This is a genomic window from Acinetobacter sp. GW821-FHT01C12 (assembly GCF_059422625.1).
Genome location: NZ_JBWKXD010000003.1, coordinates 321176 through 339143 on the forward strand (window position 1 = coordinate 321176; position 17968 = coordinate 339143).

Genomic DNA, 17968 nt, shown 5'->3' on the forward strand with positions numbered 1-17968 from the left:
TCATGAACTTCACTATGTCATTTTCGGGTCTCATGCCTTTAGCACCAGTTTTTATTGTTGCTTTAACCGCTGTAGTGGTGATGATCCTAACCTCGATCAAGCGTAATCATAATTTGATTGCGACTGCATCGGTGGTGGGTTTAAACCTTGCTGCAATTGATATTTTATTCATGATGTTTGGTGGTTCATTTGCACCATCAAATGTGATGAACATGTTTGTGGTTGATCCATTTACATTGTTTTATCAATTTATTGCAGTAGTTGCTGCACTCGCATGCTGTACGTTATCTCACGCTTATATTGAAACCTATAAAGATAATCGTGAAGAGCTTTATATCTTGATGTTGATCTCTGTAACAGGGGCAATGTTAATGGTGGCAAGTTCTCACTATGCGTCGTTCTTTATTAGCTTAGAGCTTTTGTCAATTCCTGTGTATGGCTTATTGGCATATACGCATCAGCGTGGAAAATCGCTAGAAGCAGGCGTAAAGTATTTGGTACTTTCTGCAACCGCTTCAGCAATCTTGTTGATGGGTATGGCATACGTTTATGCTTATACCGGTACATTGTCATTTACTGATTTCCCTGGTTTGTATGGAAATCAGTTAGCACAAGTGCAACAAATTGCGTCTTTGGCTGACTTTATTGAACAGTTAAAAGGTTTCCTTGCTCAACCAATGATTTTGTTGGGTTCAGGATTAATCGTGATTGCGATTGCGTTTAAATTATCGTTGGCACCATTTCATAAATGGACACCAGATGTTTATCAAGGTGCGCCTGCGCCAATCGCGACCTATCTTGCAACTGTTGCTAAAGTTGCAACCATTGGTTTATTAGTACGATTTATTTTAAGTTCAGGTTTCATTCTTGTACCGTCTATCGTGACTGTATTAACTGTGATCGCTGTACTTTCGATTTTAGTCGGTAACTTCCTTGCATTACGTCAAGTCAACTTAAAACGAATTTTGGGTTATTCATCGATCGCCCATTTCGGTTATTTATTGATTGCTTTGATTAGTTTAGGTTATGCAAGTTTAGGCAGTGTAAGTGTCTATGTGGTGACTTATACCTTAACTACGATTGGTGCTTTTGGTGCTGTCGCGTTAATGTCGAGCCCATATAACAATGTTGATGAAGCTGAGTCGCTTGCAGATTACCGTGGTTTATTCTGGCGTCGTCCAGTACTGACTGCGACCTTAACAGTGATGATGCTTTCTCTTGCAGGGATTCCATTAACCGCTGGTTTTATCGGTAAGTTTATGGTGGTGATTGCTGCTGTAACCACAGAACATTGGTTCTTGGCTGCTATGGTCGTGGTGGGTAGTGGTATTGGTTTGTATTACTACTTACGTGTGATGATCGTGATGTATATGACTCCACCAGATAATCCTCGTATTGATGCGGTTGATCATTGGGGACAAAAAGTGGGTGGTTTGATGGTGCTCGGCGCTGCTGCTTTGGTATTGATCATTGGTGTTTATCCAGATCCAATCATCAACTTGGCGTTAAAATCAGAAATTTTATCTCCTTTACATTTCTTGATGAGCCAACAACACTAATCGCAATAAAATCCTGCTATTAACAAAAAAAGCCCTCATTCATTGAGGGCTTTTCTTATCTCTGATATAAAAAACATTTATAATAATGGAAATTTACTTTTATCCTTTTAGGTGTCCTCCCGTGTCTATTCAAGAAATTCGTCATCCACTTATTCGTCATAAATTAGGTTTATTACGCCGTGCTGACATTAGTACTAAGAATTTCCGTGAACTCGCTCAAGAAGTAACCATGCTTTTAACTTATGAAGCAACCAAAGATTTACCTGTGTGTGATCATGAGATTGATGGCTGGAATGGTAAAGTCACAGTAGACAGAATTGCGGGTAAAAAAATCACTGTAGTACCAATTTTACGTGCTGGTATTGGCATGTTAGAAGGTTTTTTAAATCTTATCCCAAGTGCTAAAGTTTCAGTTCTCGGCTTAGAACGTGATGAAGAAACTTTGGAAGCACGTACTTATTATAAAAAATTGGTTCCAGATGTACAAAATCGTTTAGCCATGATTATTGACCCAATGTTGGCGACAGGTTCATCTTTGGTTGCTGCGATTGACGTGTTGAAAGCAAGTGGCTGTAAAGATATCCGTGTTATGGTTTTGGTTGCTGCGCCTGAAGGGATTAAACGTGTTGAAGCCGCACACCCTGATGTGACGATTTTTACTGCTTCAATTGATCAAGGTTTAAATGAACAAGGTTATATCGTGCCAGGTTTGGGTGATGCTGGAGATAAAATTTTTGGCAGTGTGCAAAAAGATTAAAATTTAGTATCATCGAAGGAGGCTATAGGGGCCTCCTTTTTAATGATAAGAGAATAAAAAATGTTTAGAAAAGGGACTGTTACCTTTTTCGATAATGATTTAAGGCAAGGTCTAATTGAATTAAATGATCATCAACAAATTGTTTTTAAATTAGAAGATTTTTCAAATCAGTTGCTTCTTCCTCAAATTGGTGAGCGGATTAAATGTGTCGTTTTAGAGCAAGATGGTGGTTTATTCGCCAAGTTTATCGTACGTTTAGATCATAAAAATTATGTGAATGATCAAAACAAGCCCTCCGTTCCACATCTTTATTCAGAAAATACCTATGAGCATATTAGAAATGTTCGCAAAGCGCTGAAAAAGAGAAGGGGATTAGCTGATGGCTTACAAAACCCTCAAACGAAAATTCACACCGAACAAGGCATTTTACCTGACGCTATTTCAGATATTGACTTGGTTGCACAACAACAAGACATCTTTGTGGAGCCCATTCAAACAACAATCAATGACCCAGTGCTTGAAGAATCGGACGGAGATTTAAATCAAGCCAAAGAGATTGAACCTGTAGCGCAAACACAAGTTGACCTTTCCATTAAAGTTATCCAGAATACTGAATTGCAAGACCAAACTCATACAGTTGCTAACATTAAACCTATTGAAGAAAGTGTTGCTGATACTGTTGTTGATGTGGGGGGAGTGGGTCGAAATATTGAAATCGCTGAGGGCAATCAGAGCGCAGTGTTGCTTAGATCCTTAGGGGTGATAGAAGATAGTCAAAATTTTAAAGGGGATGATTTATATTTTAACAGCCAAATTGATCGGCAGTTGCTTGAAAAGCATATGGATTTAACTGCATTTCAACATTTAATTCAAAAGTTGAAAGTTAAATTTTTATATTCCAAACGCAAACAAGCTGTCAAGAAAATTCGATCTGAAAAGCGCAAGACGTTGAACCCTTGGGTGGTGATCGTCGCGGTGGTGATATTCATTGCGGTAAGTTCTGTGATGTATGCAATGGATCGTTATAAGCAGTACAAAGTTGAGGCTGAAATGAGACTTCAACAATATCAACAAGAACAAAAGGACAAGATTAAACAGCAGAAACGAAAGGCATATTCACACTAAACATCTGAAACGAGTTGAATATATTTTACGATTCATACTTATTTTAAAAGAGAAGTTATATGTTTTATTTGGGGCAAATCATTGAATATCATCATGATAAAGGTTACGGACTTTTATTGGATCATAATTCAGCGCAATCTGTAATATTTTACATCGCTGATTTTCCAAAAGAAGGTGGTCAACCGAAAAAAGGGGAAACCATAAAATATGTAATCATCAATGCACATGGAACATTGAAAGCACATCAAATGATTCGTTTAGATGTTGCGATGAGTAATGACTTAAAAAATAAAAAGATCAATATTGATAAGCAAAAAAATATTTTAAGACGAAGTAAAAATGAAGGGCAGAAATTCGGTTTTATGTCTGTGGTGATTTTGGTGATTGTTTTTGGCTTCGTTTATTTTAGTTTTGCGACATGGAATCAATACCAAACCTATCAGGAAGAACAACATGCTAAATTTGCACTGTTAGAACAACAGCAGAAGCAAATCGTTGAGCAACAGCGCAAAGAGATTGGTTATGTCAAACCGGTAAAGTTTAGTGAAAAATCCCAAAATGCTTTAAACAGTCATCATCATTCAGTGCAAAAACAGAATGAAGCAGAATCGGTACAAAGCAACACCACTGTATTGACAACAGCATCAACGGAAAAATCACCTTATCAATGCGATGGTCGTACCCATTGCAGCCAAATGACATCTTATGATGAGGCGGTATTTTTTATTAAAAATTGCCCCAATACACAAATGGATGGTAACCATGATGGTCGACCATGTGAACGGCAATTTGGTAAGTAGCTGTGCGAATCGAATAATTATAAAAAAAGCTCCAAGAGGAGCTTTGATTTTAACCATTTTCACAAAATTTTAGAAAGGCTCTTAAGCCCGGTCCTTGGTACTTTTGACGATGTACCAGCATATATAGTGGGCGAGCAAGTTGCCAGAATGGGGTATTTAAAATCACCAATTGCCCTTTGTCGAGCAAAGGCTGAATTGCCAATTTAGAAATACAGGACATTCCTAGACCACCAGCAACGATTTTTAAAATCGCTTCATTATGACCAAGGGTTAAGCGGATATTGGCATCTTCAAGATCTTTTAGAATGGCATTGTCAAAGACTTCACGTGTTCCAGAACCTTCTTCACGTAAAATCCATTCAACATGCTGGAAGTCAGACTGCTTTAATTCACGATGTAAATTTGCCAGTGGATGATTAGGCGAACAACATACTGCGAGTTCGTCATCGCGCCAGTGAATACATTGAAGTTGTGGTAGGAAGCATGAACCTTCAATCAATGCCAAATCGAGTTGGAATTGGTTGACCGCTTCAATCATTTGGCGGGTATTACCAACTTGGAGCTGTAAATGCGCTTGAGGTTGAACTTGTAAAAAGTTTGCCATTAAGTCGGGCATTAAATAATCACTGATGGTCAGTGTTGCACCAATCCGTAAATCAATACTTTGTAGTTCACCTTTGGCTGCTTGTTCAAAGGCTTCACAGCGACCTAAGATTTCTAAAGCTTGAGGAAGTAAGAAACGACCAAGATCATTAAGCTGTAAGCGCTTACCAAGACGATCGAAAAGCGGAGCACCCAGTCCATCTTCTAAATCTGCCAAAGCCATACTTGCCGCACTTTGAGTCAACCGAACCGCATCACTTGCTTTGGTCACGGTACCTTCTTGAGCGACAGCAACAAAAACCGCCAACTGGCGTAAAGTCATTCGCATAAGTAGAGCCTTAACATTTTAATATTCATAGATTATATAGTCATGCTACCATGAGGACTATGTTTGATGCCACGAAGAAATCATGTCAATTGAAAAATTTAGCATAGAAAAGGTTTTGTCTGTTCAGCGTTGGACCAATACACTTTTCAGTTTCACCATGACTCGACCTGCCCATTTTAAGTTTACCGCAGGGCAATTTGCTCGCATTGGTTTAAAAGTGGGTGATGATTTGGTGGTAAGGGCATATTCCGTGGTTTCATCCCCATTTGATGAAACACTCGAATTTTTTTCAATCGTTGTTCCTGATGGTGCATTTACCTCCAATTTACAGCATTTACAAGTTGGTGATGCGCTTTATTTGGAAAAAATCCCCTATGGATTCTTAACCTTAGCACGTTATCAACTGCCATTGCCTAAAGATTTGTGGTTGTTGGCAACAGGTACAGGTTTAGCACCCTTTATTTCGATGCTACAAGATTTTGAAACTTGGTCAAAGTACGAAAAAATTAATTTGGTGTATAGCGTAAGAACTGAATCTGAATTGGCTTATGTTGATCGGATCCAAGAGATTGCCCAGCTTTTTGGTGAGGGGCATACAGACTTTAAATTTATCCCGATTGTTACGCGTGATCCCAATGCCGCTTTACATGATCGTTTACCGATTTTGATTGAAAATGGTGAATTGGAAAAAGCCGCTGATTTAAAATTCAATGCAGATACCACCCATGTCATGCTATGTGGGAATCCACAAATGGTAGATGACACCAAAGCCGCATTAAAAGCCCGTGGTTTAACGATGAATCGTCGCGGTGAAGGCAATATTGCTGTAGAGAATTATTGGTAAATCACTGGATAGGCATCAGCAATTTTATCAATCATTTTAGATGAGAGAAGCGGCTAAGCGTCTTCTCTTAAATTCTTTCATGTCAGAACCAAATACTTTTTAGCTTAAAGATGATTGCTGAGTGAGTGGTGCGTATGCTGTTAATCGCTCGGTTGAATAAGCTTTTGCATCAACACGTGTATCTTGATTGAGCATCAATTGTCTTAATAACTGTGCTGAAGCAGGTCCCATACATAAGCCATTACGGTAATGTCCAAAATTTGCCCATAAATTATTCAGTTCAGGCATTTTTCCAATATATGGAATGCCTGTTGGTGAACTTGGACGTAATCCTGCCCATTGCTTAACGATGGGGAAGTTTGCCAATTCAGGCACCATTTCGATACAGGCTTTATAAATATTTTGTTGTGTTTGTACATTTGGACGTTTATCAAATCCGATATGGTCCATGCTTGAACCGCATACGATATGACCATCTCGGCGTGGGATCAAATACATCACATTGTTCATACACATGGTGGGTAGCCAGTTTTCAGGGGTTTTAAATAACATCATTTGTCCCTGAACGGGTTCTACTGGGATCGAAAGCTGTAATTGTTCTGCCCAGCAATGTGACCATGCACCCGTTGCAATCACAAATTGGTCTGCGACAAAACGTTGTCCATTGGCACTTTCAACAGACTGAATTTTTTGATTTTGAATATTAAATTTTTCGATCCATGTATTTTCATACACTTCAACTTGAGGGTGTTGTTTGAGATAGCTGATCAGTGATTTAAGAAGTCGCGGATTTCTAACATTGGCTAAATGTGGAAAATAAATTGCATGTTGAAACTGTGCTGAAATATGGGAGTTGACGCTTTCAAGCTGCTCTCTTTGCAGGTATTCACAATGCTGCATCGGTTCTTGATGTTGGTCTTTATAATTCAATCCAAGCTCAAAATCTGCTTCGTCAAAAATTAACATTCCCGTGTCATGGATTTGAAAGTCTATCCCTGTTTTAGGTTGTAGTTTCTCATTCCATTGTTGGTAAAGTTGTTTGCCGTGTTGTGCCAGATGATTGACTTCATTGGGATATCTCCACGGATACATGGGTGACAGAATACCGCCACCCGCCCATGAAGCAGCATGTCCAGCATGTTGTTGATCGAACAGGGTGATGGTGCAGCCTTGTTCAACAAGCTCAAGCGCGCTGAGTAAGCCACTTACTCCAGCACCAATAATGGCGATATGCATTGTGTATTCTGTACCAATTTAGATTTTTAATCCCCACCTGCAAAAGCAATACTGCTTATCTTTTGAAAGAGGAGACTTTCCATTCACGACTGAATCAGTAATGGGCTCCTCCCTTTTTAAAAGGTGAGGAACCATGAGTTCAGTAAGGGAGGGATGATTTACTTCATCTCTTTTAATTGACGTGCTGCATCTTCTGCATAATAGGTCCAAATACCATCTGCACCTGCACGACGGAAGCACATTAAGGATTCCATAATCACGCTTTCAGATAACCAGCCATTTTGGATGGCTGCTGCAAGCATGGCATATTCACCACTGACTTGATAAACAAAGGTCGGGACACCAAAGGTATCTTTAACTTCACGTACCACATCCAGATACGGCATACCGGGTTTGACAATCACCATGTCCGCACCTTCTTGAATATCAAGGGCGATTTCATGCAGTGCTTCAGCACGATTACCGACATCCATTTGGTAGTTATACTTATTACCACCTTTTAGGTTGGATGATGAGCCAACTGCATCGCGGAAAGGGCCGTAGAAACTAGATGCGTATTTTGCAGAGTACGCCATGATGCTGGTATAAATAAAATCATTACTTTCTAAAGCTTGGCGGATTGCACCAATACGGCCGTCCATCATGTCACTTGGCGCGATCACATCTGCACCTGCTTCAGCATGGCTTAAGGCTTGTTTGATCAGGCATTGAACCGTTTCATCATTTAATACATAACCTGTATCGTCAATAATGCCGTCCTGACCATGTGTGGTATAAGGATCTAATGCACCATCCGTGATGAGTACCATCTCAGGCAGTTCTTTTTTTAACAAACGTAAAGTATTTTGAACTAACCCGTCTTCATGCCATGCAGCTTCAGCTGTTAAACTTTTGTCTTGTTGTGGTGTAACCGGAAATAAGGCAAGTTTTGATACACCAAGTTCTAATAGGGTTTCTGCTTTCTTCAACAATAAGTCTGCTGACAATCGTTGAACATTTGGCATACTTGGTACATCTTGGCTTTGGTTTTGTCCCGGAAGTACAAATACTGGATAAATGAGATGATCTGCTGTGAGTTGAGTCTCTCTTACCATTGCTCGAAGCTTATCGTTTTTACGGATACGGCGCATACGAGTAGCTGGAAAAGCAGGACGATTGAACGTATAAGTCATAACAATCTCGATGTTCAGTATTAAACTAGGCATATATTGTAGCCCTTTCATATATTTTTTGGGAAAAAGCTGAAAATTTTTCTCAATATTGGTTTCGAAATGATGATGAGTGATTCTTCTAAAACTGATTCTGCGCCTAGCGAATCGCAAAAAAAGTGGACTGGTAATTTACATTTAGGCGCGAAAGCAGATCTAAATGTGGTGCTTAACCAACTCACTAAAGCGTTTAATGGTTCGCCTTATTTTTCACATAACAATATGCAAATGCGTGTTGTTAATGATGAGATTGAAGGCTATATCGAAATGAAACCGTATTTGATTGGCAATGTCGCATTTCAAATTTTACATGGTGGTGTGGCCGCGACATTGCTGGATAGTATTGGTGGAATTGTGGCAATGGGGGAGCTGTATAAACGTGCAGAACCAGACCAATTGCCAGACACGTTAAAGAAAGTTTCTCGTTTAGCAACAGTTGATATGCGTGTGGATTATCTTGCACCTGGGCGCGGTGAATACTTTATTGCCAAAGCTGAAACCTTGAGAATGGGGCGTAAAGGTTGCACCATGCGTATGACGATGTTCAACAATGAAGGTAAGGCGATTGCAACAGCCACTGCTTCTTATGCCTATTGATCAAGCTGACTAAGTGTACTAATCAGTACACTTTTGTATTCATTGTGTCAATATAAGCCAGTAAAATACATATTTTGCTGGCTTATTTTTTCTTAAAAAAATATGAATATCAATAAGATTGACCTCTTTTGTAAAGATAAACTATAGAGTAATATTTTTATTCTCATAATATGATTTTTACCTGTAAAATTGGGCACCACAATTTTAAGAAGTTGACTTATTCAACCATCAAGCAACGTCATATAGATATGATTAAGCAGTTTTTCAGTTTATATCTCCAAAATGCAAAGATGTTTTGACAAGTCCAAGTAAGCTAGGAACATGCGATGACTGACGCGCAAACGACGAATGCCTCTCCAAATGATGAAAATCAAGCGCAAGCAGATTTGGAAGCCAAACAAAAACGTAAAAAAATGCTGAAGATTTTTGCCATTATTGTTGTTGTAGCTGCAATTCTATATGCAATTTGGGCTTTTATTTTTGGCAATATTGTTGAAACGGACAACGCCTATGTCGGTGCTGAAACTGCTGAAATCACCTCAATGGTCAGCGGACAAGTTGCTGAGGTTTTGGTCAGTGATACTCAACAAGTGAGAAAAGGCGATGTACTTGCGATTATTGATAATCGTGATGCAAAAATCGCTGTTGCAGAAGCTGAAGCGGCGTTGACCAAAGCCAAGCGTCAATATACACAAAGCTCGGCAAATAGCAGTTCATTGTCCTCACAGATTTTAGTCAGTGCAGATGATATTAACAGTGCCAAAGCACAAGTGGCGCAAGCCGATGTGGCGTATCAACAAGCACAGCAAGAATTTGCACGCCGTCAGCAGTTAAGCGCGACAGGTGCAATCTCTAAAGAAGAATTTAGCAAAGCACAAAGTGCTTTAAACAATGCCAAAGCAAATGTCGATGTGGCAAAAGCAGCATTGGCGCAAACAGAATCTAAGCGTAAAGCTGCACAAAGTAATTTAGATGCCAATGAAGCTTTAATTCGGGGGACCTCACAAAGTTCAACCCCTGATGTATTGGTGGCTCAAGCTAAACTTGATCAAGCACTTTTAGATTTACAACGTACAGAAATTAAAGCGCCGTTAGATGGTGTGATTGCCCGTCGTAGTATTCAAGTTGGGCAGCGAATTGCACCTGGGACAAGTTTGATGAAAGTGGTGCCTTTGGCTGAACTTTATGTGGATGCAAACTTTAAAGAAAGTCAGTTGCAAAACGTGAAAGTTGGTCAGAAGGCAACGCTCACTTCAGACCTCTATGGCAAGAAAGTAGAGTATCACGGTACGGTGATCGGCTTTTCTGGTGGTACAGGTTCAGCATTTGCGTTGATTCCAGCACAAAATGCGACAGGTAACTGGATTAAAGTGGTTCAACGTCTACCTGTACGTATCAAACTCGATCCTAAAGAGTTGGCTGAGCATCCATTACGTGTGGGTTTATCCATGAATGCTGAGGTTGATACCTCTTCAGCGAAGTAATCACTTATGAATACAGCAACGTTTCAAAGTGAGCTTAAAGGTGGGCGTTTACTTCTTGCCGCCTTCTTTTTAGCACTTGCCAATTTTATGGTCGTACTGGATATGACCATTGCCAATGTTTCTGTGCCCCATATTACCGGAAGTTTAGCAGTATCAAGTTCTCAAGGGACTTGGGTGATTACCTCCTATGCCGTTGCTGAAGCCATCTGTGTACCTTTAACTGGTTGGCTTGCAGGACGTTTTGGTGCTGTTCGGGTATTTACCATCAGTCTGATTGGCTTTACCACATTTTCAATTCTTTGTGGCTTATCCAATAGCTTGGCGATGTTAGTGATCTGCCGTATCGGACAGGGTTTATTTGGTGGTCCAATCATGCCACTCAGTCAAACTTTGTTGATGCGTATTTTCCCACCTGAAAAGCATTCCCAAGCAATGGGGATGTGGGCAATGACGACGGTTGTTGGGCCGATTCTGGGCCCTATTTTAGGTGGTACGATCAGTGATAATTGGTCATGGCATTGGATTTTCTTTATCAATATTCCAGTGGGTGTGATTTGTGCTGTTGGGGTGATGCGCCTATTAAAAGTTGCTGAAACACCGATTGCTAAACTCCCGATTGATACCATTGGTCTAACGCTGCTGATCGTTTGGATTGGCGCATTACAGTTAATGCTCGATTTGGGGCATGAGCGGGATTGGTTTAATAACAGCTTTATTTGTATTTTGGCTGTGATTTTGGTGGTTGGATTTATTGCCTTTTTCATCTGGGAATATTATGAAAAACATCCTATCGTCAATATACAAATTTTCCGATACCGTGGTTTTACTATAGCAACAATCTCATTGGCCTTTGCCTTTGCCGCATTCTTTGGCAGTATTGTACTCATTCCACAATGGTTACAGATTAACTTGGGCTATACCGCATCTTGGGCAGGTTATCTGACTGCGACAATGGGCTTTGGTAGCTTGATGATGTCACCTGTGGTTGCCAAACTTGCGACTAAATACGACCCGAGAGCTTTGTCGAGTTTTGGGCTGATGATTTTGGGTGGTGTCACATTAATGCGTTCATTTTGGACCAGTGATGCTGACTTTATGGCGCTGGCGTTACCACAGATTATTCAAGGTTTTGCGGTACCGTTCTTCTTTATCCCACTGTCTAATATTGCTTTAGGTGTGGTACGTCCAGATGAAGTGGCTTCTGCTGCGGGTTTGATGAACTTTATGCGAACCATGGCAGGCGCAATTGGTGCATCTATTGCTGTGACCATTTGGGATGATCATACCAAGCTGGCACGTAGTGAAATCGTGTCGACTATGCATGTTGAGGAAACTCAGCGTAACTTGGTCAATAGTGGCTTTAGTCCTGAAATGGCGTTGGGTACCATTTCCAACTTGGTGGATAAAGAGGCTTTAACGCTTTCGGTTAATCATGTGTTTTTGATCTTTGCGATGATCTTTATTTTTGCAGGATTGATTATTTGGTTATGTCCAAAACCGAAAGGGAATGTCGGCGCAGGGCATGCACATTAGAATTTAAGTTGTATAGAAGCCTACTGAAAAGTGGGCTTTTTTATCGCTACAATGACAACAGATCAAGACTATTTTTTGCTATTTTATCTATTGATCAAGATCAGGGTATAATACAGCGATTGTGTACCGCGATGAGTAATATGTATGAAGCCTGAATTCCAGCAAGGAAAAATTAAACAATACGATGCCGATAGAGGCTTTGGCTTTATTGGTGGACTTGAACAAGATATTTTCTTTCATATTTCAGATTTTCCGCTTGCAGAGGGTGAGCCAAAGCGAAATGAAAGAGTTAAATTTATCGTTGTTGAAAATAACGGCAAGTTAAAAGCAACCAAAATTGAGCGTGTTGAAGATCAATCAGCAAAAGCCAAAAAGACCAGAATTGTTGAAAACAATAAGTCGATTACCAATAATTTGTTGTCTAATTTTAGAAAGTAATAACGTGGGCTCGACCTTATTACACCTTTAACTTGCTGAAAAAAATGATCTTGGCGGAGTCTTATTGAATTCTCATTCAGTTTCAGGATCAGCCTGCGGCTCGCCCTACTTTTGTTTCGACATGAGGAGCTAAGCTCCTCAAGGGTAACCATCTTGCGCAGCTACATCGCTGCTCACCGCAAAACTCGTCGACCACCAGCAACGCATTCAATGAATCGCAGAAACAATACTTTATCAATGAAGTCCTGCCTCAGACAGTTGCGGATGACGTTTCCGAGTATCATATTTCATCAAGAGTTTTATATCGAACTCAGGTTAATAGATATTTGGTTTCAAGGGCATTTGATTTAAATGCCTTGTATCTCTAAAAGACCAATTAAATTTAATGTTTTGCCAGCTATCTATTGGCATTTGTGTATGAACAGGATCAGAGTAAATAATTGGGCCATCCCATTTTGAATGATCCTAGGGATTATTGTGGATAGGGATTTCCCCTTAAATTCCTAAAATCATCTGATAGGGTTTAAACCCATCCAATACGACATTAGCAATCAAATCAATAAATGGTCCAGTATTATCATTCGCCATCCATTGATCTAACGCTTCATAGTAAGCTAATCGATTTTCTACAGTAATTACACTTGGTGGATAACCCGCTTTAAGCAATTCAAGGTTCATCAATAACCGAGATGTGCGACCATTTCCATCAACAAAGGGATGGATCGCTACGAAATCTGCATGAACTTTGGCTGCTCGTTCAACTGGGTGTAATTTATGAGCATCACGATTATACCAATCAATAAACTGAGCCATTTTGTCATTGAGCAATGTGTGGTCTGGTGGGGTAGTCGTAGCACCTGAGATTAAGACATTTTGTTGACGGTATCGCCCAGCATTTTCATCATCAATATTTTTTAAGATGAATTGATGAATATTACGAATTTGCCATTCTGAAAAGGGTTCTTGCCTTTTGATAATATCTTCAACATACAAAATTGCATCACGATGATTGATCGCTTCAAAATGCTCTCTTAATGCTTTACCACCTATCGTAATTCCTTCAAGGACAACCTTGGTTTCTAACAAGGTTAAAGTATTGCCTTCAATGGCATTGGAGTGATAAGTCCAACGTAATATGAGGTCTTCGTGTAGATTTTTGACAATTGTAGATGAAAGAGGTCGATGCTGATCTAATTTAGCTTTTAAATCATCAATGATCTCAAACATGTTTTATCTCTACAGACGAAATAAAATGATCATACATGAAAAAATGATTGCAATAAAATCTAACCGCTACCTCTATCATTCGCTGTATGGCGAGGAGAGCTATTGTAGGCATTAGAGTCGTTAATTAAAGTATGCTTTGGGTCATTTAATCATTATAAAATTCAATTGTTTAATATTTATTTTTAATAAAGTGCTAAGGATTTAAGATCAACTTTTTCCTGAACGGAGGCATCTATCAAGCCTCTCAATTTATGCACAAGTCCCTCTTTAATAAAAAGGGACTGGCTCGTATTTTATAAAAGGGTTTCGGATTAAGAAACCGAATCATCCAAATTTGGTGCTAACCAACGCTTCGCTTCATCCAAAGTCCAATTCTTCCGCTTTGCATAATCTTCTAGCTGATCCAACGCAATTTTACCCACGTTAAAATATTCAGACTGTGGGTTGGCATAGTAGAAACCACTGACACTTGATGGTGGCCACATTGCAAAACTGCTGGTTAATTGGGTACCAATCTTATCTGTGGTGCCTAACCAATCAAACAAAGACGCCTTTTCAGAATGCTCAGGGCAAGCTGGGTAGCCCGGTGCAGGACGAATACCGACATACTTCTCTTTGATTAATTCTTCATTAGAGAGTTGTTCATCTGCTTGATATCCCCAGAACTCTTTACGAATACGTTCATGCAAGTGTTCTGCAAACGCTTCAGCAAAACGATCACCCAAAGACTGAGCAAGAATGGCGGAGTAATCATCCCCTTTGGCTTTATACTCATGCGCCATTTCTTCCGCACCAAAAATTGAAACGGTAAAACCACCCAAGTAGTCTTCGGCTTGTGCTTTGGTTGCAACAAAATCAGCCAAAGACAAATTCGGTTTACCTGTGACTTTATCCGATTGCTGACGAATATGATGGAAGGTATGAGTTACAGATTGACCATCTTCGCTAAAGACCTCAACAGAATCTGCGGCTGAACGGTTTGCAGGATAAATCCCAAAAACGGCACGCGCATCGAAACGTTTATTGTCAATAATGTCTTTTAGCATCGCCTGAGCCTGATTATATAAATCAGTTGCAGCTTCACCGACAATCTCATCGTGTAAAATTTTCGGGAATTTACCTGCCAGACTCCAAGAAATAAAGAATGGTGTCCAGTCAAAATATTCCACTAATGTATCAAGTGGATAATCGGTTAAGGTTTGCAAACCAATAAAGTTAGGTTTTACTGGTGGATTGGCGGCAAAGTCAATTTTTAGACCATTTTCAATGGATTCTGTATACGACAATTTAGCTGCTTTTGGTTGCTTATTGGCAATACGTTCACGTACTTTTTCATATTCAGCACGATGCTCATCGACAAATTTAGGCTTCATTTCAGGAGACAGCAGGGTGGTTGCAACACCCACCGCACGAGAAGCATCAGCAACATAGATCACTGCATCATTTGAGTATTGCGGATCAATTTTTACTGCAGTATGTGCTTTCGATGTGGTTGCACCACCAATCAACAGTGGGATTTTAAAGCCCTTGCGTTGCATTTCTTTTGCGACAAACACCATTTCATCAAGCGATGGGGTAATCAAACCTGATAAACCGATAATATCGACTTTTTCATCAATCGCAGTTTGTAAAATTTTCTCGCAAGACACCATGACACCAAGGTCAACAATGTCATAACCATTACACCCAAGTACAACACCGACAATGTTTTTACCAATATCGTGTACATCGCCTTTTACAGTCGCCATCAACACTTTACCTTTGGATTGGCTGCCTGTTTTTTCAGCTTCAATGTACGGGTTTAACCATGCTACAGCTTGTTTCATCACGCGTGCAGATTTGACCACTTGAGGTAAGAACATTTTACCTGAACCAAATAAGTCACCGACCACATTCATACCATCCATCAATGGACCTTCAATCACATCAAGTGGACGTTTGGACTTTAAACGGGCTTCTTCAGTATCTTCATCGATAAAGCTAGTAATCCCTTTGACCAATGCATATTCAAGACGCTTTTCAACAGGTTCATTACGCCATTCAAGGTTTTCAACCTGTTTTTGAGCAGCACTTTGACCACGGTACTGTTCAGCAACTTCAAGCAATTTTTCAGTTGCATCTTGACCGCTTTCACCTTGATTCTGATTGAGAATGACATCTTCAACAGCGGCTTTCAGCTCTTTCGGAATATCATCATAGATGGCCATCTGCCCCGCATTGACAATCCCCATGGTCATGCCTTGTTTGATGGCATAGTAAAGGAATACAGAGTGAATGGCTTCACGCACAGGTTCATTGCCACGGAAAGAGAATGATACGTTCGACACACCACCAGAAATCATGGCATGTGGTAAGTTTTGTTTAATCCAGCCTGTTGCTTCAATAAAGTCCACCGCATAGTTATTGTGCTCTTCAATCCCTGTTGCGACAGCAAAAACGTTCGGGTCAAAAATAATGTCTTCCGCAGGAAAACCGATTTCATTCACGAGCACATCATAAGAACGCTTACAGATTTCACGTTTACGTGTGGCAGTATCTGCCTGACCGGTTTCATCAAATGCCATCACAATGACTGCTGCACCATATTGACGGCATAAACGTGCTTTATGGACAAACTCGTCATAACCTTCTTTTAAGGAAATCGAGTTAACAACAGGTTTACCTTGTACACATTTTAAACCTGCTTCAATGATTTCCCATTTAGAGGAGTCAATCATGATTGGCACTTTAGAAATTTCAGGCTCAGATGCAACCAGATTTAAGAAATGTACCATCGCATTTTGCGAATCGAGCATTCCTTCATCCATATTGATGTCAATGATTTGCGCGCCTGAAACGACTTGTTGTAATGCAACATCAAGTGCTTCAGCAAAGTTTTCTTCACGGATTAAACGGAGAAATTTTTTAGAACCCGTGACATTGGTACGTTCACCGACATTGACGAACAATGAATCGTCATAAATATTAAATGGCTCTAAACCACTGAGGCGACATGCAGGCTTGATGTCAGGAATTTTACGTGGTGGTATGTCTTTGACCGCATTATAAATGGCACGAATATGGTCAGGTGTTGTACCACAACAGCCACCAGTGATATTGATCAAACCACTTTCAGCAAATTCTTTTAAGAAGGCTGCTGTTTCTTCTGGTGTTTCATCATAGCCACCAAATGCGTTCGGTAAGCCAGCGTTTGGATGCGCTGAAACAAAAACATCGGCAACATCTGATACAGTTTTGACATGTGGACGCATGGCATCTGCACCCAAGGCGCAGTTAAATCCAATCGACAATAAATCGCCGTGACGAACAGAGTTCCAGAATGCTTCTGCAGTTTGTCCTGTTAAGGTACGACCAGAAGCATCAGTAATTGTGCCTGAAATCATCAGCGGTAATTCACGGCCAAGCTGTTTAAAGACTTCTTTTACCGCAAAAATTGCTGCTTTACAGTTTAGTGTATCAAACACCGTTTCAATGAGAAGGATGTCTGCGCCACCTTCAATTAAAGCATGCGTGGCTTCAATATAATTTTCTTTGAGTTCATCAAAGGTAATGTTACGAAACGCGGGATCATTCACATTTGGTGAGATAGAACAGGTACGTGATGTTGGCCCCAATACCCCAGCAACAAAACGTGGTTTGTCAGGGGTTGAGTATTTTTCACAAGCAGCTTTGGCAAGGCGGGCTGCTTCAAAGTTAATCTCATGGACTAAATCTTCCATGTGATAGTCAGACATTGAAACCCGTGTGCCGTTAAAGCTATTGGTTTCAATAATGTCAGCACCAGCATCTAGGTAAGCTTCATGGATGCCTTGAATAATTTGTGGCTGAGTTAACACCAGAAGGTCATTGTTGCCTTTTAAATCAGATGCCCAGTCAGCAAAACGCTCACCACGGTAATCAGCTTCTTCCAGTTTATGGCGTTGGATCATAGTTCCCATTGCACCATCAATAATTAGGATGCGTTTGGCAAGAAGCTCTTTTAACGTGGTAAGCGTGGACATTAAAACTCTCAATAAAATCGGATTTTAAAAATAGCCGATATGTTATCAGAATGTAGACTTTCAAGGTACCAATCTTGACACACTTCCTGATGACAGATTTTTGATTTAGAAAATTTAAAAAAATTCAAATAATTCATTCTAAAAAATCATGCATTTAGGGGCATACATGATTTTTTTGCACAAGCGTAAAAAAATGTTGAAACCTTAAGTTTAAGTGTTAATTTAATC

At 40.0% G+C, this 17968-nt stretch carries 14 protein-coding genes; 9 read left to right on the top strand and 5 right to left on the bottom strand.

Features of this window, described 5'->3' with window-relative positions; genetic code table 11:
- Positions 1-2: 2 nt before the first annotated feature.
- The 4 genes from nuoN to AC07WY_RS10750 all read left to right on the top strand — a co-directional run bounded on the left by nuoN (position 3) and on the right by AC07WY_RS10750 (position 4241).
- The gene (gene nuoN, locus AC07WY_RS10735; protein WP_004819337.1) at positions 3-1559 is read left to right on the top strand and encodes an NADH-quinone oxidoreductase subunit NuoN; all 1557 of its coding nucleotides are present in this window, start codon (positions 3-5) and stop codon (positions 1557-1559) included.
- Between the two features lie 121 nt (positions 1560-1680).
- Entirely contained in the window at positions 1681-2316 is a 636-nt protein-coding gene (gene upp / locus AC07WY_RS10740) for a uracil phosphoribosyltransferase (RefSeq protein ID WP_004722821.1), read from the top strand.
- Positions 2317-2376: 60 nt separating this feature from the next.
- Positions 2377-3441: a hypothetical protein gene (locus AC07WY_RS10745; RefSeq protein ID WP_262085172.1), complete on the top strand. Its 1065-nt coding sequence runs from the start codon at positions 2377-2379 to the stop codon at positions 3439-3441.
- A 59-nt stretch (positions 3442-3500) separates the two neighbouring features.
- Positions 3501-4241, top strand: a complete 741-nt coding sequence (locus AC07WY_RS10750; RefSeq protein WP_494736348.1) for an excalibur calcium-binding domain-containing protein — start codon at positions 3501-3503, stop codon at positions 4239-4241.
- Between the two features lie 49 nt (positions 4242-4290).
- Here the strand turns inward: AC07WY_RS10750 and gigC are convergent, their stop codons facing one another.
- On the bottom strand, positions 4291-5172 hold the full coding sequence (gene gigC / locus AC07WY_RS10755) for a LysR family transcriptional regulator GigC (RefSeq protein WP_004722815.1): 882 nt from the start codon (positions 5170-5172) through the stop codon (positions 4291-4293).
- Between the two features lie 82 nt (positions 5173-5254).
- Here gigC and AC07WY_RS10760 point away from each other — a divergent pair, with 82 nt between their 5' ends.
- Positions 5255-6016, top strand: a complete 762-nt coding sequence (locus AC07WY_RS10760; protein WP_494736349.1) for a ferredoxin--NADP reductase — start codon at positions 5255-5257, stop codon at positions 6014-6016.
- 99 nt (positions 6017-6115) lie between these two features.
- Here AC07WY_RS10760 and thiO read toward each other — a convergent pair whose 3' ends face one another.
- Together thiO and hemB are read right to left on the bottom strand one after the other, a co-directional pair.
- Entirely contained in the window at positions 6116-7252 is a 1137-nt protein-coding gene (thiO, locus tag AC07WY_RS10765; protein ID WP_494736350.1) for a glycine oxidase ThiO, read from the bottom strand.
- A gap of 158 nt (positions 7253-7410) precedes the next feature.
- Positions 7411-8424 carry a porphobilinogen synthase gene (hemB, locus tag AC07WY_RS10770; RefSeq protein ID WP_016539219.1) on the bottom strand — a complete coding sequence of 338 codons (1014 nt, stop codon included), beginning with the start codon at positions 8422-8424 and terminating at the stop codon, positions 7411-7413.
- A gap of 99 nt (positions 8425-8523) precedes the next feature.
- Here hemB and AC07WY_RS10775 point away from each other — a divergent pair, with 99 nt between their 5' ends.
- The 4 genes from AC07WY_RS10775 (at position 8524) to AC07WY_RS10790 (ending at position 12512) form a co-directional block, all read left to right on the top strand.
- Positions 8524-9057: a thioesterase family protein gene (locus AC07WY_RS10775; RefSeq protein ID WP_494736351.1), complete on the top strand. Its 534-nt coding sequence runs from the start codon at positions 8524-8526 to the stop codon at positions 9055-9057.
- A 326-nt stretch (positions 9058-9383) separates the two neighbouring features.
- The gene (locus tag AC07WY_RS10780) at positions 9384-10541 is read left to right on the top strand and encodes an HlyD family secretion protein (protein WP_004722805.1); all 1158 of its coding nucleotides are present in this window, start codon (positions 9384-9386) and stop codon (positions 10539-10541) included.
- A gap of 6 nt (positions 10542-10547) precedes the next feature.
- Complete coding sequence (locus tag AC07WY_RS10785; RefSeq protein WP_004819350.1) at positions 10548-12074, top strand: DHA2 family efflux MFS transporter permease subunit; 1527 nt, start codon at positions 10548-10550, stop codon at positions 12072-12074.
- 144 nt (positions 12075-12218) lie between these two features.
- A complete protein-coding gene (locus AC07WY_RS10790) occupies positions 12219-12512 on the top strand; it encodes a cold-shock protein (RefSeq protein WP_004819352.1) in 294 nt (97 codons plus the stop codon).
- A 495-nt stretch (positions 12513-13007) separates the two neighbouring features.
- On the opposite strand, the gene AC07WY_RS10795 is transcribed toward AC07WY_RS10790, so the two are convergent.
- Positions 13008-13739, bottom strand: coding sequence for a Fic family protein (locus AC07WY_RS10795; protein WP_262085176.1), 732 nt, complete (start codon positions 13737-13739; stop codon positions 13008-13010).
- 311 nt (positions 13740-14050) lie between these two features.
- Complete coding sequence (metH, locus tag AC07WY_RS10800; protein ID WP_494736352.1) at positions 14051-17740, bottom strand: methionine synthase; 3690 nt, start codon at positions 17738-17740, stop codon at positions 14051-14053.
- Positions 17741-17968: the final 228 nt, after the last annotated feature.